A 22,705-nucleotide genomic window follows, 5' to 3' on the forward strand; every position below is an offset into this window, starting at 1 on the left:
CCAAATTAATACCTCCAGAGTAACCGTTCACAGTTACCTTTCAAAAAGGGAAGGGATTGCTCCCCTCCCTTTCCTTCATAGTTTATGTTCATCACAGCATATTTCTGAATTTCTGTTATTCAGGCGATCAGTGCAATCAGTTCTGTCTGAAGCGCTGCGAATCTTGCATCAATATCAGTTCCAGATACTGCACACTCCATCAGTGCATTGATAATTGCCTTGTCAACGTCAGATCCCCATGTGTAGTTCATATCGATTACTACATTTTCAGCTTCGTTTACCTCAGAGCAAGCCAGTGCAAGCTTCTTGGTTGCTGCATCATCACTGTTTTGGGCCAATGCATTTAAATCAATTGTTGTATTACATGGATTCGCCTGTACGCCTGTGAAGATTTTCTCCTGAACCTCTTCGCTTGTCATGTATTTGATAAACTCAAGTGCAAGCTCTGTTTTTTCCTCGCTCATGTTGTTTGCAACAGCAAGTCCGCCGCCTGCGGAAGCGATTGCGATGTTTCCCGGGAAAAGAGCCGGCTCGATCACATCACTAAGAGATGCATCAATTCCGCTTGCATTCCATACGCCGTTAAATAGAACACCAGCTTTTCCATTTGTATTAAACTCAGCCATAAGGTTTCCGTTGTCATCCGTTGTGTGCTCAGATCCGTTGTCCTGATCCAGCTTTGCTGCAGTCTTAAATGCATTTGCGAACTCATCAGAATTGATGGTATCTTCTGTAAGTTCAGATTCCAGCATTGCTTTTCCTTCATCAGTAGATGCCATGACCGTATTTACAATATAGCTGGAACCCTGTCCTGCAATGTATCCGTAAACATCCTCATCCAGAGCACGGATTTTCTCCATAGCTGCTGCAAAGGAATCCCAGTCAGCAAAAGCATCCTCTGTGATTCCGGCTTTTTCAAAAATGTCAGAGTTGTACCACAGTCCGCGGCTTTCAATCTGATCGTGCACTGCATAGATATGTCCGTCAATATCATGCTGTGTGTAGTTCAGTCCAACAGCATCCTGAAGACCGTTCTCATCAATGTATGGCTTCAGGTCATATACAAGCTCCTGGGAAAGTGCTGCCTGGGGAACTCCGCCACCTCCAACATCTACCAGATCCGGGAAGGAACCGCCAGCAACCTGTGCGCTTACAATATCATCTCTGTTCTCCACTGCGATTGGTTTGAAAGTAATCGGTCCGTCTGCATGGGCTTCTGCAAACCCGTCATAAATATCACGCATTACCTGCGCTGCTGCCCACTCACTCTCATCCTGATAATAGCCATGGTAAAATTCCAGAACATCATCAGCTGCATAAGCTGTGCTTCCAAATCCAACCAATCCAGTAGCCCCCATTGCTGCTGCCAGTAACACACTTACCATTTTTTTCTTCATTGAAAATTCCTCCTTCATAGCTTTATATGTCTTTGCTTTTACTATCCTTATTGTATCGTTGTTTTTGGTATTTTTGAATGAATCCAATTTGCATTTTACAGGTAATTATTGACATTTTCACAATGAAAACCAGGAATATATTTACCATCGCTCAATATTTTACACTTTTTGCACAAAAAATAAGATGAAGTTCAGCTTTTTCTTTTCCACTTCTGCCGATCTCCATCTTATTTTTTTGTTTGACAGTATTTATTTCTGACTGTTATTTTCTGTAGTTTGTATTTTTCCAAGACGCTTCTGAAAGTTCTCCGGCGTCATTGCACCTGTCAATACACGGAAAATATTGCCTGTAAAATAAGCCTTCTGGTCTGCCGGCCACAGGTTATCCGGAACTTCAATTTTCCTGTCAGCTTCAAGCACCAAAGAAGCAGCCTGATACAGACGGGGCATTGCCTCCTTGTAGGCATCCAGCACCACGTGTTCATTTGCTGGAATCTGCTCTGTTTCCTCCAGGATTCTTTTTTGTACCTTTTCGCTGAGCATATATTTCAAAAAATCAACAGACGCATTCTCCTTCTGCTCATTTTGGCTATTTCCCAACACATAGCCAAGGCATGCTGATTCGCAGGAAACCGCATCCTGGGAAAAGGTGGGAAGCAGAGCATATCTGGCATTGATATTTTCGGAAATCATGGAAGCGCCCCAGACACCATTTACATACACTGCCAGCTTTCCTTCGTTAAACAGTCTGGTCTCATCCAGATAGCTGTATTCTGCATTTTCTGAAGCAGAATAAGCATAGATTCCCTGAAGCTGCTTGAGCACCTCCCGAACCTGGTTCTTCCATAAAATATGATTTTCCTCATCCTCCAGCAGCATCTGATCCATAAAATAAAGATATCCCTCCGGCGAGGTCTGAAGCGGCTTTACCTCATTTTTCTGCTCGTTGGCCCATTTAAGTATTTTGTAGCACATGCCGCGAAATGCATCCCAGGATTTCGGAAGGCTTTTCACCCCTGCTGCATCTAAAATATCCTCGTTATACCAATATCCACCACTCAAGGATAAAACATCTGCTACGGTGAACAGCTGTCCGTTATCTGTCGTCCAGTAATTCAAATTAGTTCTGGAAATATTCGCCGCAAACTCCTTATCTTCTTTCAGATAAGGCATAATATCCAGTGCCATATTGTTTTTCACAATAAAATCATAGGTTGTGTTCTGTCCCATTCCGCTGAAGGTGATCACATCCGGCATGTTTCCCACCATGATCATATCTTCCACTTTGCGCAGCATCTCCTCCCGTGCCGGCATGGATATCATTTGGACTTCAATATCCGGGTTTTCCTTCTGGAAGCCATCGTAAATATCACGCATTGCAACATGGTCTGCCCCGGTTCCGCCCCAGGCATGGATCACTGTAATAGTCACAGGCTCTTTTTCCCTTTCTCCGCATCCGCAAAGAGACAGTGCCAGCAGCAATATAAGGCCAGACAGGCTGTTTCTACTTCGTCTCTTCATTTTTTTCTCTTTTCCTGAATTCTTTTGGAGATACTCCTGTGATCTTTTTGAACATCTTGGAAAAATATCCTGCATCCTCCACTCCCACAGCCTCTGAAATTTCATAGGTCTTCATATCGGTATTCCGCAAATAATCCTTCGCAGCCTCAATACGTTTATTCAAAATAGCATCAAACAGATTTACTCCTGTTTTGTTCTTGTAAAAACGGCTTAAATAGCTCCGGTTCACATGCATGGTATCTGCAATGTCATCCAGCGTAATCTTATTACGGTAATTTCCTTCCACATACTGTTCTACCTGGGAAAGCAGGGATTCCGGTTCCTCAGTTCTTCTGGCCTCGGTTGTTTCAAATTCTTTTTTCAGCCTGGATAGGTTCCCAATTGCTTTTTCCACAGCTTCCGGAAGCTCATCAATAATGGAAATTTTCAGTACATAACCGCAGGCACTGTATTTAATGGCTTCCTTTGCATATTCAAAATCCGAATATGCGGTAAGAATGATCACCTGGGTTTCCGGACTTGTTTCATATATATATTTGCATACCTGAAGCCCGTCTACGCCTGGCATCTGGATATCAGTGATCACAATATCCGGCATGCTTCTGGTAATCCCGTCCAAAAGTTCCTGACCATCGCTAACCACCTTTTCCAGACTGCAGTCCATTTTCTCCCAGTTGATCAGCTTCTGCAGGGCTTCCCTGATATAGCTTTCATCATCTGCTGCCAATACTTTCCACATAGCTCTCTCCTCTTTCAATAGGAACCAGTATCTCAATTCTGGTTCCCTTTCCCTTCTCACTCCACACCTTAAATTCATGAGCATCTCCATACAGGATCTGAAGCATTCTTCTGGTGTTTTCCCATCCGGTATGAGTGTGTTCTATCTTATTCGTTTCTCCTGATTTCTCCTGTTTTTCCTCCATTTTGGTAAAATCAATACCCACTCCGTTATCTTCCACGCAAATATGAAGCATCTCCCTTTCGTAAAGATGAACCTTCAGCATTCCTTTTTCCCGTTTTGGTTCCAAACCATGGGACACCGCATTTTCCACCAGAGGCTCGATAAGAAGGCGTGGAATCAGATTGTTCTCTATGTCCGGATTTTCCAGCGTCACTTCATAGGAAAGCTTGTCCTGGTATCTGCTTTTCTGCAGATACAAATAAAACTGCACAATTTCCAGTTCTTCCTTTACCTTGATCTTAATCTCTTTTTCCCTGAAGATCTTGCCCTGCATCAGCTTGGAAAATGCATTCAGACCGTCGTAAACCTCCTCGTTTCCCGCCATTTTTGCCTTCAGGCTGAGCATGGCCAGAATGTTGAACTGAAAATGAGGATTAATCTGAGACTGCAGATACTTTACCTGGGCGCGGACCGCCAGAATCTCTTTCTCATATACCTGTGTAATCAGATACTCAATTCTGTCTGCCATCTGGTTGAACACAATCCCCATATCATGAAATTCCTGAATGGAAGAATCCTCCATGCGCACATCCAGCTTAGGCTTGCCAAATGCCTGAATGCTCTGAATCATTCTTGTTACCGGTTTGGTAAAACGATAGCTGGTAACATAGGATACCAGAAAGGCAATGGCAATTACCACAACCAGGCCCACCAAAAAGATCAAAAGAGTGGGCTTCAAAATAGAAAAAATATTTCCATATCCAACTGCGATAACTGTTCGCATCCCGAAGCCGCACTGATCTGCATAACCAATTACCCTCGCATTACCCAGTGTTCTGATTCCGCTCCAGGAAATCTCTGTTTTCTGAAGTGCCAGAATATTTTCCTTATCACCATCTGATGCAAGAAGCATATCTGTTTTATCAAGTACTGCCCAGGAACCGTCGCTGTAGGAATTCACTGCATTTAATAAAGCCGCTGCAGCTGTCTGGGAAATCTGGACGATTCCCAAGCCTTTTTCCTTCATGCTGTCATCATAGATACGGAAAAAAATATTTATCTCATCCTCATCGGTCAGACAGATATATTGGCTTTCTGTTATTTTCAAACTCTGCAGCATGTTTTCATACCGGCTTTTCTGCTCCCGCTCAGCAGCCAGGGTAGTAGCATAATAATGTTCATAAATGCAGTCATCACTGTTGTTAAACAGATAAATGCTTGTCACAAAGGGCAGCTGCCTGTCCACCATGTTCCGCTGTGAAAACAATTCCATGCTATAGGAAAGCTGGGATTCAATTTCATCCGGATCATAGTCTTTCTCCTGAAAAAACTCATTCAGCACTGTATTGTGGCGTATAGTGATCACACTGTCCTCAATGAACTGCATATGTGCTTGATACTGCTGGCTGGTGTTGCGAAGCACATACTCAATATCTTCCTGTGTCTTCTGGAAAAAGAAAGAAAAGAAAACATAGAAAACAGCTACACATGCAGACAGCAAGGTACACGCAGATGCCAATATCATAAGAAGGGTCAGTTCTTTTTTTAGTGTATGTTTTTTCTTCATCCTTATAATTCCTATGCATAAATTAAGCATATCCTCTGATATAGGATCAGATTTTATGCTCTTATTTTCATTATAGGAAATGATTTTCCAACTTGCAATCATTTTTACCAAAACAATAAAAAAATCGCAAAAATATTTATAGCATTTCGCACAAATATAAGGTATACTGGAAGTAATTAATGGAGAAGGAGAAACAAGCATTATGAAAATTATTAAAGTAAAAAATTATGAAGAGCTCAGCCGTACTGCGGCTACAATTATTGCAGGCACTATCTTATCCAAACCAGACTGCATCCTTGGTCTTGCTACCGGTTCTTCACCGGTTGGAACCTATGACCAGCTGGCAGCAATGTATGAGGATGGAATCCTTGATTTTTCACATGTTAAGTCCGTTAACCTGGATGAGTATGTAGGGCTGGACGGCTCCAACGACCAGAGCTACCGCTATTTCATGAACAAGAATCTGTTCAGCAGAGTGAATATTGATATTAAGAATACATATGTTCCCGATGGAACCAATCCTGATGCAGATGCATGCTGCAGCGCATACAATACTCTGCTTGAGAATATCGGCACAGTTGATTTACAGCTTCTTGGAATCGGACCCAACGGTCACATCGGTTTTAATGAGCCAGCTGATCACTTCGAAGCAGGCACACACTGTGTAGATCTTACAGATGCAACCATTCAGGCAAATAAGAGATTCTTTGCAAGTGAAGAGGATGTTCCGCGTAAAGCCTATACTATGGGAATTGGCAATATTATGCGTGCTAAGAGCATTCTTCTGGTTGCCAACGGCAAAAACAAGGCAAAGGCTCTTGCAGCAGCCCTCAAGGGTCCGGTTACTCCACAGTGTCCGGCTTCTATTCTTCAGTTCCATCCAAATGCCATTATTGTGGCAGATGAGGACGCAATGAGTGAACTGTAAATCTCAATCTCATACAAAATGGAGCTGCCTAAAATAGCAGCTCCATTTTTGTACCTTTTCCAAGATCACTATCCACTGTAATCTTCGCATGGTGTAAATTGGCTCCATGCTTGACAATGGACAGTCCAAGTCCTGTTCCTCCGGTTTGCCGTGAATGGCTTTTATCCACCCGGTAAAACCGTTCAAATATTCGTTTTTGTTCAGATTTTGGAATTCCTATTCCGTCATCCTCTACCCTGTAAAAAGGCTTTCCGCCTCTTTTTCCCACATAAATATGAATGTGTCCGCCTGGATTGGTATAGCGCACTGCATTATCTGCAATATTGTAAAGCATTTCGTAAAGCACATGGCGTACTCCCTGAATAGTTGCCGGCTCTCCGTGATAATCCAGAAGGATTTCTTTTTTCTCTGCGTGACCACGAAGATTATTTACTACATCCTGGGCAAGCTCATCCAGTTCCACACTCTCCATGGAAACTGTGCTGTCCTGCTGTTCATCCAGACGGGAAAGCTGAATAATATCTGCCACCAGATTTCCCAGACGATTGGCCTCCTTATAGATCCTTCCTGAAAAATCAGCAATGTTCTCCGGTCTGACCATTCCGTTCATCATCAGCTCTGCATAACCGGAAATAGACATAAGCGGAGTTTTCAGTTCATGAGAAACATTGGCGGAAAATTCCCTGCGCACAGCTTCTGTTTTTTTCAGTTCTTCCAGCTGGCTTGCAATCTGCTTATTTTGCTGATCAACCCTCACAAGAAGAGGCCGAAGCTCCTCATAACACACATTGTCGAGAGGTTTCTCCAGATTCAGATTATTAATAGGCTCGATCAGGCTCTTTGTCTGCTGCTGTGCAAGCACATATTCCACCAGGATGATCAGAATCATAAGAAGCCCAAGCAAAGTAAAGCTTGTCATCAAAGTATGAAAAACACTGTCTGTTGTTTTTGCCAGACGCAGGATTCTGCCATCAGACAGCTTCACTGCATAATAAAAGGTCTGCCGGGCAAGGGTTTCTGAATAACGGACGATCTCACCCTGCCCGCTCTCCATTGCCTGAATAAATTCCGGACGATCGCTGTGATTAGGAAGCAAAGAAGCATCAGCCTCACTATCGTAAAGAACATTTCCGTCTTTATCCGTAAGCGTAATACGAGTATCTGTAGCTTGTCCCACTTTTTCATTCAGATAGATTGTTCCTGCTTCCTCCAGCCCTACCTTTACATATTCGGCTTCATTTCTGACTCCTGTTTTCATAACTGAATCAAATTTTCCATACATCACAAAGCTTGCAGCCACAAAAGTTAAAAGCACTGTAAGAATAATCATTATGCTGGTATGATTCAGAATTTTCTGCTTCATCCCTGATTTCCTCCCTTATCCGCCATGCGATAGCCCACACCACGAACAGTTTCAATCAGTCTGCCGGTATCTCCAAGCTTCTGGCGAAGGGTTCGAACATGTACATCCACAGTTCTCGTTTCTCCGTCAAAATCATATCCCCATATGTGACACAGAATCTGGTCACGGGTCATAACAATTCCTCTGTTTTCCATAAGGTAGAGAAGAAGCTCAAATTCTTTTCTGGTTAGTTCTACAGGCTGATCGTTGCTGTAAACCTGATGACGTCCCGGGAAAATGCTCAGTTCTTCACAGCGCAGCTCTCTGTCATCTCCGTGACGGCTGCTGCGCCGAAGCACAGCCTTCACCCTGGCAATAAATTCCATCATTCCAAAGGGCTTGGTAATATAATCATCTGCGCCTGCTTCCAGGGCACGCACCTTATCAAATTCAGCCTCTTTGGCAGTTACCATAATTACCGGAATATCTCTGGTTCCGGAGGATTTCTTCAGCTTATCCAGAATCGAATAGCCATCCTCTCCCGGCAGCATGATATCCAGAAGGATCAGTTCCGGCTCCTCTTGTGCAAGAGCCTGCCACAGCTCCAAAGGATCTGCCAGGCCTTTTGCATGAAAGCCTGTGGTCTCCAAGGTGTATACCAGAAGATCACGAATGTTGTTGTCGTCCTCTACACAAAAAATCATTTCAGTTCTCTCCTCCCATACGCATTATCTGCGCACATTTACGGAAGCATATAGTTTACTCTTGCCACCTCAAGCTCATGGTGAAAGTGCTCTCCCGGAGCATTTTTCACAGTGTCCAGATGGCTGTGTGTATCATATAGGTCTTCCCTTACCTGTGTTACGCAGACACCAATATTAGAGCAATGATCTGCAATTCGCTCAAGACTTGTAGTTACATCAGACAAAATAAATCCCATCTCAATAGTGCATTCTCCTGCTCTAAGGCGGTTTACATGGCGTCTTTTTAATTCACGGCTAAGCTCGTCGATCACTTCCTCTAAAGGTTCGATTTCCTCTGCCAGCTGAATGTCCTGGTTGGCAAATACTGCATACGCCTTATCCACAATATCAACCACCGCTTTTTCCATAACATGAAGCTCCTTCACTGCCTGTGGAGAAAAAACTGCATTTTTTTCCCACATCTCTTTGGCTGACTTCATAATACTTAAAGCATGATCAGAAATACGTTCAAAGTCACCGATGCAATGGAGCATAATGGAAAGACTGTGACTGTCCTCTACGGAAAGCTCCTTCTGATTCAATTTAATCAGATAGGTTCCAAGCTCATCCTCATAGCGGTCAACCTTTGCCTCGATTTTTTCCACACGGAACGCATTTTCCTCCTGGAAAGTATCCAGAAGTCCAAAGGAAAGCTTCAGCGCATTTTGAGACTGCTCTGCCATTTTTTTGGCTGCTGTTTTGCTCTGTTCAATGGCAATTCCAGGATTGCTCAAAAAACGGGATTCCAGGATCATAAACTCCTGATCTTCTTCTGAGATAGCTTTTTCTTCCTTGGTATCACGAATAGTCGCACATGCCATTTTTACAAGAACGTCACCAAACGGAAGAAGTACAACAGTTGCAATTACGTTAAATGCGCTATGAATGACAGCAATCCCTGCCGGTCCTGCCACATCATTGATAAATGAAAAATGTAAAAATGTATTAAGAAGATAGAAAACACCCATAAATGCAATGGTTCCTACAATGTTAAAGTACAGATGAACCACAGCTGCACGCTTTGCGTTTTTGGTTGCACCAACAGAAGAAAGCATAGCTGTAATACAGGTTCCAATGTTCTGTCCCATGATAATCGGCAGGGCCGTGCCGTACTGAACGGCACCGGTTACACAAAGTGCCTGAAGAATTCCTACGGAAGCAGAGGATGACTGAATAACCGCAGTCAAAAGCGCACCTGCCAACACTCCCAGAATCGGGTTGGAAAATTTCAGCAGAATATTAGTAAATTCCGGAACCTGGGCAAGCGGCTTTACAGCACCGCTCATAGTGTTCATTCCGAACATAAGCACTGCAAATCCTACCATAATGTTTCCTATATCCTTCTTTTTTTCATTGTGAAGAAAAACAATGAAAATCACACCAACCAGTGCCAGAATAGGTGAAAATGAGCTTGGATTTAATAATTTTACAAAGAAATTCGAGCTTTCAATTCCGGCAAGACTAAGAATCCATGCAGTAATCGTAGTACCGATATTTGCTCCCATAATGAAGCCAACAGCCTGTGATAAGTGCATGATTCCTGAGTTTACAAAGCCAACAACCATAACTGTCGTTGCTGATGACGATTGAATAACTGCTGTCACGGCAGCGCCAACCAGAACTGCCTTTAATCTGTTTGAAGAAAGATTCTCAAGAATCTTCTCAAGCTTTCCTCCTGAAAGCTTTTCCAGTCCGTCTCCCATAACCTGCATTCCGTACAAGAACATTGCCAGGCCTCCCAGCAAAGTCAGGATGCTAAAAAAATCCATTCTTTTTCCTCTCCTTTTATCCATTTGTTAGAGTTTGTTTGTTTCTTGGTTATGAGATTAATATAGGTGGTCTATGTAAAATTTCGGGGGAGAGGAATGTTAAATCTATGTAAAATACTTTACATTTCCCTGGTTTTTACTACCAAATCTTTGTTAAATCACATTGGCTCCAATGTAAAATTACTGTAAATGCGGCTGGTGAGCCTGGAAAACAACTGAATGCAGCATTTTATCCGGTAAAGGTCTTTTAAAATCCTCTTATCTCTTCCTCCTCAGAGTGGGTTTTGTCAATGGAGCGGATTTCCAGGAAGTAGCTGTAATTATCATTTACTTTTACTTCCACGCGGTCGCCTACCTTGTGGCCTTTTAATGCCATGCCGATGGGGGAATCAATGCTGATCCGGTTCTCCATGGAGTTTCCCCTGATGGATGTAACCAGCTTGTATTTATCAATCTCGTCATCCTCCTCGAAATAAACCTCTACAATGTCATCCATTCCAACCTCATCGCTGCTAGATTTATCTGATACGATCGTAGCAGTTTTCAGCATATTTTCCAGATAGCGGATGCGGCTTTCGTTTTGATTTTTATGACGTTTGGCAGCATAATACTCAAAATTCTCACTTAAATCACCCTGCGCACGAGCTTCCTTCACAGCTTCAATGGCTTCCTTACGGATTACCAGCTTGCGATGCTCAATTTCCTGCTCAATTTTCTCAACATCCTTGCGGGTAAGCTTCTCTCTCATTTTTGATACATCTCCTTTATCTCATCATTTTCAAATTGTCAGTAAACCGCTTACAGTTTTTTCTTTCCAAGACGGACTTCCTCCATCAGCTTTGCTGTTTCTTCATCTGCATGATCAAACAGGTACGTATGGCTTGACTGGCGGCGCTGATGCCACTCCTGGCGAAGCTGCTTCCTTGTTTCCTCAATTTCCTCTTTCAGGCCTCTTGCAGAAATTCGGTTTGCCCCCTGTCCCATAATTATAATCTGTTCCAGGCCATCAGAGGTAGCTACTGTCACCTGATGCTGTCTGCCGATCTTGTGGACCGTTTTCTCAATATACTGATCTGCGGTCTCTGCTTCTTTGGTATAAACCACATGAATGTTGTGATAGGTCAGAACCTCTTCCTGGTGGCCTTCCACTTTGTATGCGTCAAAAACAAGAATCAGCGTGCATTTTTTGTATCCCTGATAATTGCTGAGAATGTCCATCAGCTTGGTCTGCGCCGCACGGACATCCGCATCTGCCAGTTCCTTCAGTTCCGGCCATGCAAAAATAATGTTGTAGCCGTCCACCAGAAGGTATTCTTCTTTGTCCTTTTTCCGGTAGGAGCTGGTGGATGGAGAGGATGGCGCAGTTACTACTTTTTTATAGGAAGACATTCTGTCTCTTTTTACAGGACCGAAGGTTCGCTCGAAAATTGCCTGAAGTTCCTTATCGTCTTCATAGCTGCCGCGATAAGCGGACTTTGGTGGCTGGTAGCCGGATTTTCCTGAAGTCTGGCTGGCACCGCGGGCCTGATTTCCCGATTGGCTGCCGGCACCGCCGTATGCTGCATTTTCTTCTCCGCTTTCTGTGCTCTGCCAGTCTTCCTCTGCGCTTAGATCATCAAACTCCTCGGAAATCCCTGTGTCCAGATGCATATACTCTTCCACCTGATACCATGGCACCACAAATCCGGCGCCATGGGCACAAAATACAGAACCAGTGGGATTGTCCAGGTCACGCTCAGAATCATAGCCAATCTGTTCCACAATCTCTTCCTGATTTTTACAGGGCTCATAGCCTTTCAGGCTGCAGAACAGCCTTCCCAGGCCTCTTGTATAGGAAACCACTTCCTTCTGGTAATCACGCATAGCAGAAACCGGTGCTTTTCCCTTCAAAATTGCAGTCATGTCCTCCGTTTCCGGGGGCAGAAGGGTTCCCTGCATTTTCTGGATATCCGTCATGGCACGACCTACTGTGTCCACCGGAATTTCCAGGCGAAATTCATAGTATGGCTCTAACAAAACGCTTGTGGCTTTTTTCAAGCCCTGGCGGATAGCGCGGTAGGTTGCCTGTCGGAAATCACCGCCCTCTGTATGCTTCTGATGGGCGCGCCCGGTGAGCAGTGTAATCTGCATATCCGTGATAGGCGCTCCGGTAAGCACGCCTCTGTGTTCCTTTTCCTCCAGATGGGTGAGAATCAGCCGCTGCCAGTTGCGGTCCAGAACATCCTCGCTGCACGCCGTGAAAAACTGCAGGCCGCTTCCCGGCTCACCTGGCTCCAGAAGCAAATGTACCTCCGCATAGTGGCGCAAAGGCTCAAAATGTCCCACGCCCTCCACAGGCGCAGCAATTGTTTCCTTATATACAATGTTTCCGGTGCCGAAGTCTACTGCTACATGGAACCTTTCCCAGATCAGCCGTTTCAGAATCTCGATCTGCACATCTCCCATGAGCATGGCATGGATTTCTCCTAACTGCTCATCCCATACAATATGAAGCTGGGGATCCTCCTCTTCCAGTTCCTTTAATTTCTTCAGCATCTGGTGCACATCGCAGCCTTCCGGGAGCAGGATCCGGTAGTTCAGTACAGGCTCCAGAACAGGCATGTTGGAATTTTCCGTGATTCCAAGTCCCTGGCCCGGAAATGTGTGGGTAAGACCTGTGACGGCACAAACAGTTCCCGCTTTTGCTTCTTTCGCCAGTTCAAATTTCGCTCCGGAATAAATGCGGATCTGGTCGGCTTTTTCCTCCCAGATTTCTTCCCCTGCTGCCACATTTCCCTTGCTTGTGGTAAGAAGGTCTTTCACCTTCAGGGTTCCGCCAGTGATTTTCATATAGGAAAGGCGGTTTCCCTGCTCGTCCCTTGCAATCTTGTACACCTTGGCACCGAAGGCCTCCGGGTAAAGGGGATTGGCTGTATAGTGCTCAAGTCCGCCGATGAGATATTTCACGCCGCCCATTTTCAGCGCAGAACCAAAATAGCAGGGGAAAACCTTGCGCTCAATGATCAGCCTAGTGACTTCTTCCGGGCCCACCTCGCCCTCTTCCAGATATTTTTCCAGAAGATGCTCATCGCACATAGCCAGGCTTTCCCAGAATTCTTCCCCGTGCTCTGCTTCTGTGTGGAAAATTTCGTTGGTGTTCTGCTCCGCGCGGCTGCCCGGATCTGTTTCTTTTTGAATCTCTGTTTTGATATCCGTGGGACCAAAGTCCAGACAGTTTTCGCTCAGGCGTTTCCTCAGCTCTGCCAGAAGAGCCTCCTGGTCGGCTCCGTCCTGATCCATTTTGTTGATAAAAATAAAAGTTGGAATCTGGTATCTTTCCAGAAGTCTCCACAACGTTACAGTATGTCCCTGCACGCCATCTGCTCCGTTGATCACCAAAATGGCGTAATCTAATACCTGCAGGGTCCGCTCCATCTCCGCGGAAAAATCCACATGGCCCGGAGTGTCCAGAAGCGTGACTCTGGTGTCTCCAAGATCAAGGATGGCCTGCTTGGAAAAAATTGTAATTCCACGTTCCCGCTCCAAAGGAGAAGTGTCCAGGTATGCGTCTTTATGGTCTACTCTTCCCAGCTTGCGGATTTTGCCGCTTAAATATAAAAGTGCTTCTGACAATGTAGTCTTTCCTGCATCTACATGTGCCAGAATGCCTATGCTCAAGTTCTTTTCCGGATTCTTTCCAAAGGTCTCTGCCATGGAAAATACCCCTTTCTTTATGTTCTTAATAGGATGTTAGGGGCAAAAAGTATTTTGCCCCTAACTTGATATCTACGAATTGCTCCGCTGTTTTGCAGCTCCCGCAATTCTTTATCTTTATATTATCATAACACACAATCCCCCATCAGTCGATAAGAGAAATCTGCCTGCAAATTTATCTTGATATTAAAATTATTTTATCTTTACAATATTTGAAACCATGATATAATTTCATTCAGGATAAAAACCGTACAAGAAAGCGAGAAATTTTATTATGAATCCAGTAAAGAAAATATACTGCAGAATTTTCCAGAATGTGTTTAAGTTCGCACTTCCCTTTCTGCCTTACCGAAACCCGAAGATCATCGGCAGCCTGAAGGAAGTTCCCGATATGCTGAAAAAGAAAAAATGCGAGAATGTGCTGATCATCACAGATGCAGGCATTCATCAGCTTGGGCTTACCGACCGTCTGGAAAAGGCGTTGACAGACAGCGGCATTTCTTATATCCTTTATGACAAAACAGTAGCCAACCCTACTACAGACAATGTGGCAGAAGCGCTTGAGCTTTACCATGCAAACAACTGTAAAGCCATTATCGGCTTCGGCGGCGGTTCCAGTATGGACTGTGCCAAGGCAGTTGGTGCCAGGGTCGCCAAGCCCCGTCAGTCCCTTGCCAAGATGAAGGGAATTCTGAAGGTGCACAAGAAGCTTCCTCTTCTGATTGCTGTTCCAACTACAGCAGGAACCGGAAGTGAAACCACGCTGGCCGCCGTAATTGTAGATGCGCAGACCAGACACAAATATGCCATCAACGATTTTCCGTTGATTCCGCGCTATGCAGTTCTGGATCCTAAGGTTACCTTAAGCCTTCCGCCTTTTATCACCGCAACTACTGGTATGGATGCCCTTACCCATGCAGTGGAGGCATACATCGGCAATTCCACCACGCCAGGCACCAGGAAAAATGCCCTGGATGCTGTAAAGCTGATTTTTGAAAATCTGGATACCGCATACACAGATGGCTCTAATAAGGAAGCCCGCCGGAATATGCTCCGCGCTTCCTACTTTGCAGGCTGTGCTTTTACCAAATCTTATGTGGGCTATGTACATGCAGTAGCACATTCCCTGGGCGGACAGTACAATGTGCCTCACGGACTTGCCAATGCAGTACTGCTGCCTTATGTGCTGGAAGCCTACGGAAAAACCATTCACAAGAAACTGGCTGCTTTAGCTGTTGCAGCAGGTGTGGCTGACAAGGAAACACCTGTGGAGGAAGCTGCCGCAGGCTTTATCCAGGCCATCAAAGATATGAAAGCCCGCTTTGGCATCGGAGATTTCATTCCGGAAATCCAGGAAGAGGACATTCCGAAATTGTCTCATTATGCAGACAAGGAAGCCAATCCTCTGTATCCCGTTCCGGTACTGATGGATGCCGGGGAGCTGGAGAAGTTTTATTATATGCTGATGCCGGATAAAGAACAGCCGGAAGCATAAAACGCTTTTTTCAAACAGGATCTCGTCCCTGGAGAGGGACTCTAAACAATACTACATTTTATAATGCGAGGAAAATCCCATGACACAGGAAGCGATCCAGGATATCATCCGCAGGCAGCGGGAATTCTTTTATACAGGTGCTACACTTAATATTGATTTTCGCATTGAAGCATTGAAAAAGCTTCAGGCCTCCATCCAAGCACATCAGGAGCAGATTGATGCTGCATTAAAGGCAGATCTTGGGAAAAGCAGCTTTGAGAGCTACATGTGTGAATCCGGTCTTGTTCTCAGCGAGATCACCTACATGCTGAAGCACATCCGCTCTCTTTCCAAAGAAAAGACCGTGCACACCCCTCTCGCGCAGTTTCATTCCAGAAGCTACATGAAGCCATCTCCCTATGGGGTTTCCCTGATCATGAGTCCCTGGAATTATCCTTTTCTTCTCACCTTTGATCCGCTGGTAGATGCAATTGCGGCAGGAAACACAGCCGTGCTTAAGCCAAGCGCCTACTCTCCTGCCACTGGAAACATCATCCGGGAAATCGTCCGGGAATGTTTCCCAGAGCATCATGTTGCAGTTGTTATGGGCGGACGTGCAGAAAATGCCTGTCTTCTTCAGGAGCATTTTGACTATATCTTTTTCACCGGAAGCCAGGCTGTTGGAATAGAAGTGATGCGCCATGCCAGCGAGCATCTTACCCCTGTCACCCTGGAGCTTGGCGGCAAAAGCCCCTGTATTATAGACAAATCTGCGAACTTAAAGCTCGCAGCCAAACGTATTGTATTTGGAAAGTATCTGAATTGCGGACAGACTTGTGTGGCTCCTGACTATGTTTATTGCCACAGTGAAATAAAAGACGAATTTCTAAAACAGCTTCGAAAACAGATCCGCAAGCAGTTTGGCAAAGCACCTCTGGATAACAAAAATTACGGAAAGATCATCAACCAAAAGCATTTTGACCGTATTCAGAGATTAATTGATTCCTCAAAGGTAATCTGCGGTGGAAATATACGACCCGAAACACTGCAGATCGAACCTACTGTAATGGACAAGGTTACCTTCGAGGATGCCATAATGCAGGAAGAAATTTTCGGGCCTGTGCTTCCTGTGCTTACTTTCACCTCCATTGATGAGGTTATCCATAAAGTAAATTCCCTGGCTCATCCTCTTGCACTTTATATTTTTGCACAGGATAAGGCTATAATAAAAAAAGTCACCTCTGAATGCGGATTCGGAGGCGGCTGTATCAATGATGTAGTCATTCATCTTGCAACCAGTGAATTGCCCTTTGGAGGCTTCGGAGAAAGCGGTATGGGAAGCTATCATGGTAAAAAAGGATTTGAAACCTTTTCCCATTATAAGAGCATTGTAGATAAAAAAACCTGGATTGATCTGCCTATACGTTATCAGCCCTACGGGCGGATTTCCCGGAAGCTGCTTCATCTGTTTCTGAAATAATAAAAACACCGGTACAGTATGAGTATAAAACTCACACTGCACCGGTAATTTCATCATGGACTAATAAGTGCCAGAATCTTTCTGAAAAAGTTCCACCCTTTTTACTGAGCTGCAACAACGGATACTTTGATTTCCTTCTCATTTTCGCTAAGGTCGAATGTACCGCCATCCTGTACCAAAACGTGAATTTCATACAGTACATCCTCAGATAAGGTATCTGGGATTGCTCCCTCCTCGGTCTGGATATGCCACAGGTCTTCAGGCACTTCCTGAAGGGAGCCGTCTGCACCGTAACCGTAAAGCTTCAGTGCATCTGCGCTGCCGGACAGACCTTTCACTCGCAGCGCCACTGTGGTGTTCGGATGCACATTTTCAACAGTTACGGTATTCAGCCAGCCCATAACATTTCCCTGTCCGCCATCCGCTTCAAAGGTTTCCTGTCCAAGCACATTTCGCATTGCCTGATCCAGATCCACTTTGCGGTACGGCATTTCCGGCAAGTAAACAAAACGGTCCTGAAGTCTTAACAGCTCCAGATATCCGGTCGGACAATAAAGGGCATTTCCGCTGTTTCCGGCATACATGCCGATGGCCATGTTGTTGTAACCAGGCTTGCTGGAAACATCCATTGAAAATACGGTCTCGCCAGTCTCAAAATCCAGCATAATATACTGCCACATGCCAGTTTCCAGATCCTGAACATAGCCGTAAATATATCCGGTGGCAGTGGAAAGCTTCAGCATGGAAGTATCGGACAGATCACTTCTGCACCAGATACTCTTCATTTCGTAGCCGTCATCAGTTTTGATGGTGTCCACTCGTTCTACACCTGGCATGATCATTTTATTTCCCTGGCTTAACCAGTTTACATCATAAATATTGGCATAGCTCTGGATGGAAGAATCGCTGTCCTCTTTTCCAAGAGCAGCACTTCCGGCACCAAACCAGTTGCACACAATGGTACTCACCGTTCCTGCACCGTTGTCGTATACAATTGCGGAGTTTTCCACAGATACCTGACTGTCCTCCGGAAGCTCGTCGATAACCGGAAGGCTGGCAACTGTTTCTCCGGTTTTCATATCAACAGCAAGGAGATTTACCGGATTCTGATTGTCGGTAAACATAACCAGGTCTTTTGTAAGAGAAGGGGAACAGCCGCCGCCCCAGGCAAGACCACCACCTGTAGTGGCATCACCTTCTGCGCTTTCCTTGGCACCTACGCTCTCATAAGAAGTTTTCCATACCTTCTGCACACCGTTATCTGCCTGGAACAGATAGCAGTTCAGGTTTGTCAGGATCACAGCGCCATCCTTGGAGGATGCAATGCCATTTTCTGCGCCCTCTCCCGGAGTCAGTTCATATACAAATACAGAGTCTGTCAGATCCACTTCCTCTCCGTTTAAGATCGCATCAATGGCACTGCGGGAAATGTATCCAACAGCTCCTTGCTGCTCCCTGTCCGGATAAATGCGGAAGCCGCCGGTGGCAAACCATAAATTCCCGTCATAGTCAAATACTACTGATAAAAGATTCTGATCCAGTGTTTTTCCAAGAGCTGCTTCAGCTGCAGCCTTGATGTCGATATCCAGCACCTTCTCAAATTCCGGCAGCACGTTTCCTTCCTCGTCGGTTGCTTTTAACATCAGCACGTGATTGTTGCTGGTTGGACACACGATTCGGTTACTCTCATCTACGAAGGAGTAGGAGCTTTGAATCACATAGCCGCCTTCGTCATGCTGCTTCGGGGAAAAATATCCCACTGTCTGTGTCTCATCTGCATTGATATCGCGAATAGCAAGGCCACCAAGAAATGGAACCACTGCGTGACCGTAGGAATCAAAAAAGATGGCCGGGGATGCGTTTGCGTTTACCTTCTCGTAGGAAACATTGATCTCGGAATAGATACCCACCGGCAGCACCTCATCTGTAGAGTCGGTATTGTAGCAGTCATGATGAATGTTGGAATCACTTTTTGCCATATAAGGATTTTCTTCCACTACCTTGGGGGAAAGTGCTTTTATTGGAAGTTGGGATGTACCTTCGCTTTGAGAGTCTTCAGCTTGTGCTTCCTTGGTCTGTGTCTCCTCTGCATGGAGAAGCTTCACCGTGCAGTCAGAGGTAACCGTAAGCATGGCTGCCATCATTGCAATAATCATAGCTCTTTTTTTCATTATCATCTTCCTCCTGAATTAAAATAAATATAATCACCTGCGTCCGAAACATGCCGTAAGCCCTTCCCAGAGCTTCTGTTCCTCCACGGGTTCCATAAAAAAATATTCCACACGCAGTTTAAATGCATGAAGGGAAAAATCCAGATCACTGCACCAGATCATTTTGCATTTCGGATGCAGGGAACGGAGATGCTCCGCAGCATTCAGCCCTGCTACTCCCTGAAGTGCCAGAAGCACAATGGACGGTATTGTTTTTTGTATTTCTCCAAAAAACTTTTCCTGATCCTGATAAATCTGAACCAGGGGAAATATCTTTCTGTCGGCGCAGTAGTTTAAAATATATTCTGCATAGTCCTGCCCCTTTTGTCCTTTATCAATCAATACAGCAATGCAATACACGAATCTCCTCCTTTCCTGTTTGATTTTTTCCTTCACTTGTTAAAATCATTATATAAAAATCCATCTGTTTTTCAATTGGTTTGGCACGAAACGACGGAAAATGGCACGAATTACATATGGGGGTATGTATTGACTTGTCTACTATAAATAAGAAAGAAGAATCCCTGCTCCAATCTATTGCTGACTGGAAGCAGGGATTCTATGACGATGTGTTGTCAGGTAAGACAGCGTATTACAGCAATCTGGTTCCGGAATTGAGGAAGTGATAAGTCGGTACAGTTGATGTAGCAAATCATTTTCCTTTCCATCTGTTAAAAGATGTAGCATGCCCATTTTCCAAATGATACATGGCGGTTTCATGATCATAAACCAGAATGCCATCATATATGCTTAGAAATATCAATTCGCTCCGTCAGAATATTGTAGCGGATTGCGCCTTCCAGCTTCGGGTCATTCTGAAACACAGTCAGACAGTTTCGGATGCTGTTTTTGACAGTGGTTGTCCTTGCAGGACTACCTACGGTTCGTTTTAACTTTTCCAATACTCTGTGCAGCCGGATTAGGGCAAAAAAAGCCCCGGAAAGCCTTGATTTTCCGGGGTTTGTAAACATTTTGATATAGTCTGAGCAGTCGATTATCGTTTTGATAACTCCAAACGCCTATTTTACGGCATTTTTTGACCGTTTGTCAGTTACCCGTCTTTTACGCATATTCTCTCAAGCGTTTTCCCGTTGCTTTATTATATCACAACTGCTCGAACTGTACATGCTCGGATTCTCCGGAGAGGTAAAGGTCGCCGATTGTTCTGACCATCTTCTTTCCGTCGACAACATGAATCTCTTTCACATAATATGACTGTCCTCTGATAGCACGACCGCAGATGTTGTCATTGCCCCATTCTGCCGAACGTCTGATATTGAGTGAACCGTCACAAATGACTGTCACCCTCATTTTGCCCTGCGGAATGATGACCTTGTCCTCCTGCTGCTCCTCTGTCGCTTTGTCCGGCTCTGTATTCGCCCCGTTTTCGCCGTTTTCCTGTTCGGTCGGTGGATTTGTCGCCTTATCCTCATTTGAGGCGTTCTCGTCGTCCTCTGCGTTCTTCTGCGGTGTTTCCTGCTCATTGTCTCCGGTTGCAAGTTCACTCACATCGTCATTGACCGTTGTCATTTCCTTGAGTGTCTCTGCGTCTACTGTTCCGGTCTTGTTTCCGTCCGCATCGTATGTGTTGGCACTGCCGTCCGGATTTGTCTGCAACGCTCCCTCCGGAACATCATCCGTGAGCGAACCGATGACCTTTCCGGTTTCATCCCAAACAACGAGGCTCTCGTCCTTTGCTGCTGCCCTTAATGCTGCATCAAGTTTCTTGTACTCTTTGCAGTCCTCTTTCTTGAACTCTGTTCCTTTGCCTAAATAGTATAACATGATTATCCCTCCTATTTGCTCAAATATTTACTTGATGCATAACCGACGATATTCTTATAAACCACATACAACCATTTCACGCCGTTGCAATCGTTATAATATCCATAGCACTGGACTTTCTCGTCGTGATTCATCACTGCAAGGATTGATTTTCCTGTTCCTGCTCCCGCACGGAGATTCAATCCGGATACAGTCACCTTGTATGTTCCTGCAAGGCTCTTGTTGAATCCGTGTGCAACATCAACCTTTGTGTTGCTCTTGACTGGTGTTGTGTTGGATGCTCCCGCTCCGGATGACTTTGCACCGTCTGTGAGGTTTGTTGCTGTGTGAGCACCATCATTCAACAGAATATCTCCCGCAAGCAAGTACGCATCCGATGTCAGATATTTGTTTTCTGTCAGTACCTCGAATCCTGCTGCCTTGAGTGCTGCTCGCAGGTTTCCGGTATAACATGCCGTACTCACCTTTTTCAGTGCGTCAATCCCCAGTCTGTAACCTGCACCCTTTACGATTGCAGCGACACCGGATGAACAGTCTGCCTCACATGCAACTGTAATCTGTGCGGGGTCGAAATTTGAATCTGCAAGATTCGTCCAAAATGTACCCCTGTGAGACTGACAATATCCGATTTTATTATTGACTGCTGCTGCCTTTGCCATGCTCGCAATCATCGCTCTCACTTTTGCGTTCGGGTGACGGAGAACGCATTTCCATGGTCTACTATACCAATTTATAACCTGCCACTCTGTACCTGTTTGGTCTCCGGCTTTTCCTCCGGAGTATCTTCCGTTTTCGTCATGTCCGCAATTTGAAATCATTTGTTTTCCTCCTTGTCAAAATCGTCTGCTTTGAATCCGCACAATTCCGGATTCTTTTCTTGTATCTTGTCATATATCATCAATCCCGCCACGATTAGAGGTGTACACCACCACATCACCGCAGCAGGAATTGAAATGATGAATCCGGTCAACCTTGTTATGTGTTTCCCGAATTTTGCCTCGTCCGTGTCAGAATAGCAATCCCCGTATTCTCTCATTTCTTCCCGAATTTCTCTGTCTAAATCAAAAGAAATTTTCCAAAAATACAGATTTACCGCCACCCATACGATGACAGCGACGATTGCATATATCAGCACGATTGTGTGTGCGTTTCCGGTTGCGAAATCACATATCCTTTTCAACCGTTTCACCTGCCTCACCGCTCACAAGCGTCTGCATCGCTTTGTTGCTCTCAAGCATCTTTTTCATTCTCTCAAGTGCCTCGTCGACCATCATCGAAAAAGCCTCGAACGAAATCACTCTCGCAAGCCATGTGAACCGTGCGACGAACATATCATATACATATCGCAGTTTGATTTGACCTGTACCGCCTCCCAGTTCCTTTTCTGCCTTTGTGACTGCATAGAGCAGCCATTCTCTCACTTTGTTCAACTGTTTGTCTGACGGCATTTTCACGAAAACATATACTGCATATCCTCCCGCTGCACATACTGCAATCAGACCCACAATCACAAACCAATTCTCGACGATGTATTTCATCCTTGTACCTCCTCGTCATCCTGTTCCGGTTCGTCATTGTGTTGTATTTCTCCGTTTGACTTTGTTCCCTTGACCGTTTTCACGGACTTAATGAGTGCCATCGCCCCGCCCTCGACTGATAGAAAACGGAATACATTCTCAATCAGTGTCGACGGTTCTGAACCCATCCGCAAAAACACAAATATCATCACGACTGTAAAGATAAATGCTGCAAGAATCAAAGTGAATACAACACGTTTCATGAACAGACCGGACACCTTTTTGTCATGTCTCTCTTTTCGCTCCCTTATCCGGTACATTCTTTTCAGATGCCGGATTCTGATGCGTCGTTCCTGTTCTGTCATTCTCATGTATTGC

Annotated in this window: 20 protein-coding genes and 1 pseudogene; 4 read left to right on the forward strand and 17 right to left on the reverse strand. The window is 44.9% G+C overall.

Annotated features, from left to right (window positions below; translation table 11 throughout):
* Positions 1 to 119: 119 nt before the first annotated feature.
* The 4 genes from H8S54_RS09880 to H8S54_RS09895 form a co-directional block, all read right to left on the reverse strand.
* Positions 120 to 1,397, reverse strand: coding sequence for an ABC transporter substrate-binding protein (locus H8S54_RS09880; RefSeq protein WP_186901415.1), 1,278 nt, complete (start codon positions 1,395 to 1,397; stop codon positions 120 to 122).
* A 249-nt stretch (positions 1,398 to 1,646) separates the two neighbouring features.
* Positions 1,647 to 2,918, reverse strand: coding sequence for an ABC transporter substrate-binding protein (locus tag H8S54_RS09885; RefSeq protein ID WP_186901416.1), 1,272 nt, complete (start codon positions 2,916 to 2,918; stop codon positions 1,647 to 1,649).
* On the reverse strand, positions 2,902 to 3,657 hold the full coding sequence (locus tag H8S54_RS09890) for a response regulator transcription factor (protein WP_186901417.1): 756 nt from the start codon (positions 3,655 to 3,657) through the stop codon (positions 2,902 to 2,904). The genes H8S54_RS09885 and H8S54_RS09890 overlap by 17 nt, the downstream gene beginning before the upstream one ends.
* The gene (locus H8S54_RS09895; RefSeq protein ID WP_243176774.1) at positions 3,632 to 5,386 is read right to left on the reverse strand and encodes a sensor histidine kinase; all 1,755 of its coding nucleotides are present in this window, start codon (positions 5,384 to 5,386) and stop codon (positions 3,632 to 3,634) included. The genes H8S54_RS09890 and H8S54_RS09895 overlap by 26 nt, the downstream gene beginning before the upstream one ends.
* A gap of 202 nt (positions 5,387 to 5,588) precedes the next feature.
* On the opposite strand from H8S54_RS09895, the gene nagB reads away from it, so the two are divergent.
* Positions 5,589 to 6,314: a glucosamine-6-phosphate deaminase gene (nagB, locus tag H8S54_RS09900; RefSeq protein WP_186901419.1), complete on the forward strand. Its 726-nt coding sequence runs from the start codon at positions 5,589 to 5,591 to the stop codon at positions 6,312 to 6,314.
* A 28-nt stretch (positions 6,315 to 6,342) separates the two neighbouring features.
* On the opposite strand, the gene H8S54_RS09905 is transcribed toward nagB, so the two are convergent.
* The 5 genes from H8S54_RS09905 to H8S54_RS09925 all read right to left on the reverse strand — a co-directional run bounded on the left by H8S54_RS09905 (position 6,343) and on the right by H8S54_RS09925 (position 13,861).
* Positions 6,343 to 7,677, reverse strand: coding sequence for a sensor histidine kinase (locus tag H8S54_RS09905; protein ID WP_186901420.1), 1,335 nt, complete (start codon positions 7,675 to 7,677; stop codon positions 6,343 to 6,345).
* A complete protein-coding gene (locus tag H8S54_RS09910; protein ID WP_186901421.1) occupies positions 7,674 to 8,360 on the reverse strand; it encodes a response regulator transcription factor in 687 nt (228 codons plus the stop codon). Before H8S54_RS09910 ends, H8S54_RS09905 begins: the two co-directional genes overlap by 4 nt.
* 38 nt (positions 8,361 to 8,398) lie before the next feature.
* The gene (locus tag H8S54_RS09915) at positions 8,399 to 10,168 is read right to left on the reverse strand and encodes a Na/Pi cotransporter family protein (protein WP_186901422.1); all 1,770 of its coding nucleotides are present in this window, start codon (positions 10,166 to 10,168) and stop codon (positions 8,399 to 8,401) included.
* 247 nt (positions 10,169 to 10,415) lie between these two features.
* Positions 10,416 to 10,916, reverse strand: coding sequence for a transcription elongation factor GreA (greA, locus tag H8S54_RS09920; protein ID WP_021925218.1), 501 nt, complete (start codon positions 10,914 to 10,916; stop codon positions 10,416 to 10,418).
* Positions 10,917 to 10,966: 50 nt separating this feature from the next.
* A complete protein-coding gene (locus H8S54_RS09925) occupies positions 10,967 to 13,861 on the reverse strand; it encodes a translation factor GTPase family protein (protein WP_186901423.1) in 2,895 nt (964 codons plus the stop codon).
* Between the two features lie 274 nt (positions 13,862 to 14,135).
* On the opposite strand from H8S54_RS09925, the gene H8S54_RS09930 reads away from it, so the two are divergent.
* Both H8S54_RS09930 and H8S54_RS09935 read left to right on the forward strand, forming a co-directional pair.
* Entirely contained in the window at positions 14,136 to 15,356 is a 1,221-nt protein-coding gene (locus H8S54_RS09930; RefSeq protein ID WP_186901424.1) for an iron-containing alcohol dehydrogenase, read from the forward strand.
* 79 nt (positions 15,357 to 15,435) lie between these two features.
* A complete protein-coding gene (locus tag H8S54_RS09935) occupies positions 15,436 to 16,815 on the forward strand; it encodes an aldehyde dehydrogenase (protein ID WP_186901425.1) in 1,380 nt (459 codons plus the stop codon).
* 101 nt (positions 16,816 to 16,916) lie between these two features.
* Here the strand turns inward: H8S54_RS09935 and H8S54_RS09940 are convergent, their stop codons facing one another.
* Both H8S54_RS09940 and H8S54_RS09945 read right to left on the reverse strand, forming a co-directional pair.
* The gene (locus H8S54_RS09940) at positions 16,917 to 18,986 is read right to left on the reverse strand and encodes a PQQ-binding-like beta-propeller repeat protein (RefSeq protein WP_021925222.1); all 2,070 of its coding nucleotides are present in this window, start codon (positions 18,984 to 18,986) and stop codon (positions 16,917 to 16,919) included.
* 33 nt (positions 18,987 to 19,019) lie between these two features.
* Positions 19,020 to 19,385, reverse strand: coding sequence for a response regulator (locus tag H8S54_RS09945; protein WP_186901426.1), 366 nt, complete (start codon positions 19,383 to 19,385; stop codon positions 19,020 to 19,022).
* A 134-nt stretch (positions 19,386 to 19,519) separates the two neighbouring features.
* Between H8S54_RS09945 and H8S54_RS18470 the strand changes: the two genes are divergently transcribed.
* Positions 19,520 to 19,651: a hypothetical protein gene (locus H8S54_RS18470; protein WP_279288576.1), complete on the forward strand. Its 132-nt coding sequence runs from the start codon at positions 19,520 to 19,522 to the stop codon at positions 19,649 to 19,651.
* A 117-nt stretch (positions 19,652 to 19,768) separates the two neighbouring features.
* Here the strand turns inward: H8S54_RS18470 and H8S54_RS19355 are convergent.
* The 6 genes and pseudogenes from H8S54_RS19355 to H8S54_RS09970 form a co-directional block, all read right to left on the reverse strand.
* Positions 19,769 to 19,939 (reverse strand): annotated as a pseudogene (locus H8S54_RS19355) (virulence-associated E family protein); the annotation flags it as partial.
* A gap of 190 nt (positions 19,940 to 20,129) precedes the next feature.
* Entirely contained in the window at positions 20,130 to 20,810 is a 681-nt protein-coding gene (locus H8S54_RS09950) for a hypothetical protein (protein WP_186901427.1), read from the reverse strand.
* 11 nt (positions 20,811 to 20,821) lie between these two features.
* Positions 20,822 to 21,628 (reverse strand): SH3 domain-containing protein, encoded by an 807-nt coding sequence (locus tag H8S54_RS09955; RefSeq protein WP_186901428.1) that lies wholly within the window; start codon positions 21,626 to 21,628, stop codon positions 20,822 to 20,824.
* Positions 21,625 to 21,990, reverse strand: coding sequence for a hypothetical protein (locus tag H8S54_RS09960; protein WP_055287292.1), 366 nt, complete (start codon positions 21,988 to 21,990; stop codon positions 21,625 to 21,627). Before H8S54_RS09960 ends, H8S54_RS09955 begins: the two co-directional genes overlap by 4 nt.
* Positions 21,974 to 22,348 (reverse strand): hypothetical protein, encoded by a 375-nt coding sequence (locus H8S54_RS09965; RefSeq protein WP_101874791.1) that lies wholly within the window; start codon positions 22,346 to 22,348, stop codon positions 21,974 to 21,976. Before H8S54_RS09965 ends, H8S54_RS09960 begins: the two co-directional genes overlap by 17 nt.
* Entirely contained in the window at positions 22,345 to 22,698 is a 354-nt protein-coding gene (locus H8S54_RS09970) for a hypothetical protein (RefSeq protein ID WP_226972216.1), read from the reverse strand. The genes H8S54_RS09965 and H8S54_RS09970 overlap by 4 nt, the downstream gene beginning before the upstream one ends.
* Positions 22,699 to 22,705 lie beyond the last annotated feature (7 nt).

It is taken from the genome of Blautia segnis (genome assembly GCF_014287535.1).
GTDB lineage: Bacteria > Bacillota > Clostridia > Lachnospirales > Lachnospiraceae > Blautia_A > Blautia_A acetigignens.

Bases quoted from the DNA above. Each gene is read 5' to 3' on its own strand.
- H8S54_RS09885 (WP_186901416.1), bottom strand. From the start codon at position 2,918: ATGAAGAGACGAAGTAGAAACAGCCTGTCTGGCCTTATATTGCTGCTG.
- H8S54_RS09935 (WP_186901425.1), top strand. From the start codon at position 15,436: ATGACACAGGAAGCGATCCAGGATATCATCCGCAGGCAGCGGGAATTC.
- H8S54_RS09970 (WP_226972216.1), bottom strand. From the start codon at position 22,698: ATGAGAATGACAGAACAGGAACGACGCATCAGAATCCGGCATCTGAAA.
- nagB (WP_186901419.1), top strand. From the start codon at position 5,589: ATGAAAATTATTAAAGTAAAAAATTATGAAGAGCTCAGCCGTACTGCG.
- H8S54_RS09965 (WP_101874791.1), bottom strand. From the start codon at position 22,348: ATGAAATACATCGTCGAGAATTGGTTTGTGATTGTGGGTCTGATTGCA.
- H8S54_RS09925 (WP_186901423.1), bottom strand. From the start codon at position 13,861: ATGGCAGAGACCTTTGGAAAGAATCCGGAAAAGAACTTGAGCATAGGC.
- H8S54_RS09910 (WP_186901421.1), bottom strand. From the start codon at position 8,360: ATGATTTTTTGTGTAGAGGACGACAACAACATTCGTGATCTTCTGGTA.
- H8S54_RS09895 (WP_243176774.1), bottom strand. From the start codon at position 5,386: ATGAAGAAAAAACATACACTAAAAAAAGAACTGACCCTTCTTATGATA.
- H8S54_RS09890 (WP_186901417.1), bottom strand. From the start codon at position 3,657: ATGTGGAAAGTATTGGCAGCAGATGATGAAAGCTATATCAGGGAAGCC.
- H8S54_RS09930 (WP_186901424.1), top strand. From the start codon at position 14,136: ATGAATCCAGTAAAGAAAATATACTGCAGAATTTTCCAGAATGTGTTT.
- greA (WP_021925218.1), bottom strand. From the start codon at position 10,916: ATGAGAGAGAAGCTTACCCGCAAGGATGTTGAGAAAATTGAGCAGGAA.
- H8S54_RS09905 (WP_186901420.1), bottom strand. From the start codon at position 7,677: ATGAAGCAGAAAATTCTGAATCATACCAGCATAATGATTATTCTTACA.
- H8S54_RS09880 (WP_186901415.1), bottom strand. From the start codon at position 1,397: ATGAAGAAAAAAATGGTAAGTGTGTTACTGGCAGCAGCAATGGGGGCT.
- H8S54_RS09955 (WP_186901428.1), bottom strand. From the start codon at position 21,628: ATGATTTCAAATTGCGGACATGACGAAAACGGAAGATACTCCGGAGGA.
- H8S54_RS09940 (WP_021925222.1), bottom strand. From the start codon at position 18,986: ATGAAAAAAAGAGCTATGATTATTGCAATGATGGCAGCCATGCTTACG.
- H8S54_RS09950 (WP_186901427.1), bottom strand. From the start codon at position 20,810: ATGTTATACTATTTAGGCAAAGGAACAGAGTTCAAGAAAGAGGACTGC.
- H8S54_RS09915 (WP_186901422.1), bottom strand. From the start codon at position 10,168: ATGGATTTTTTTAGCATCCTGACTTTGCTGGGAGGCCTGGCAATGTTC.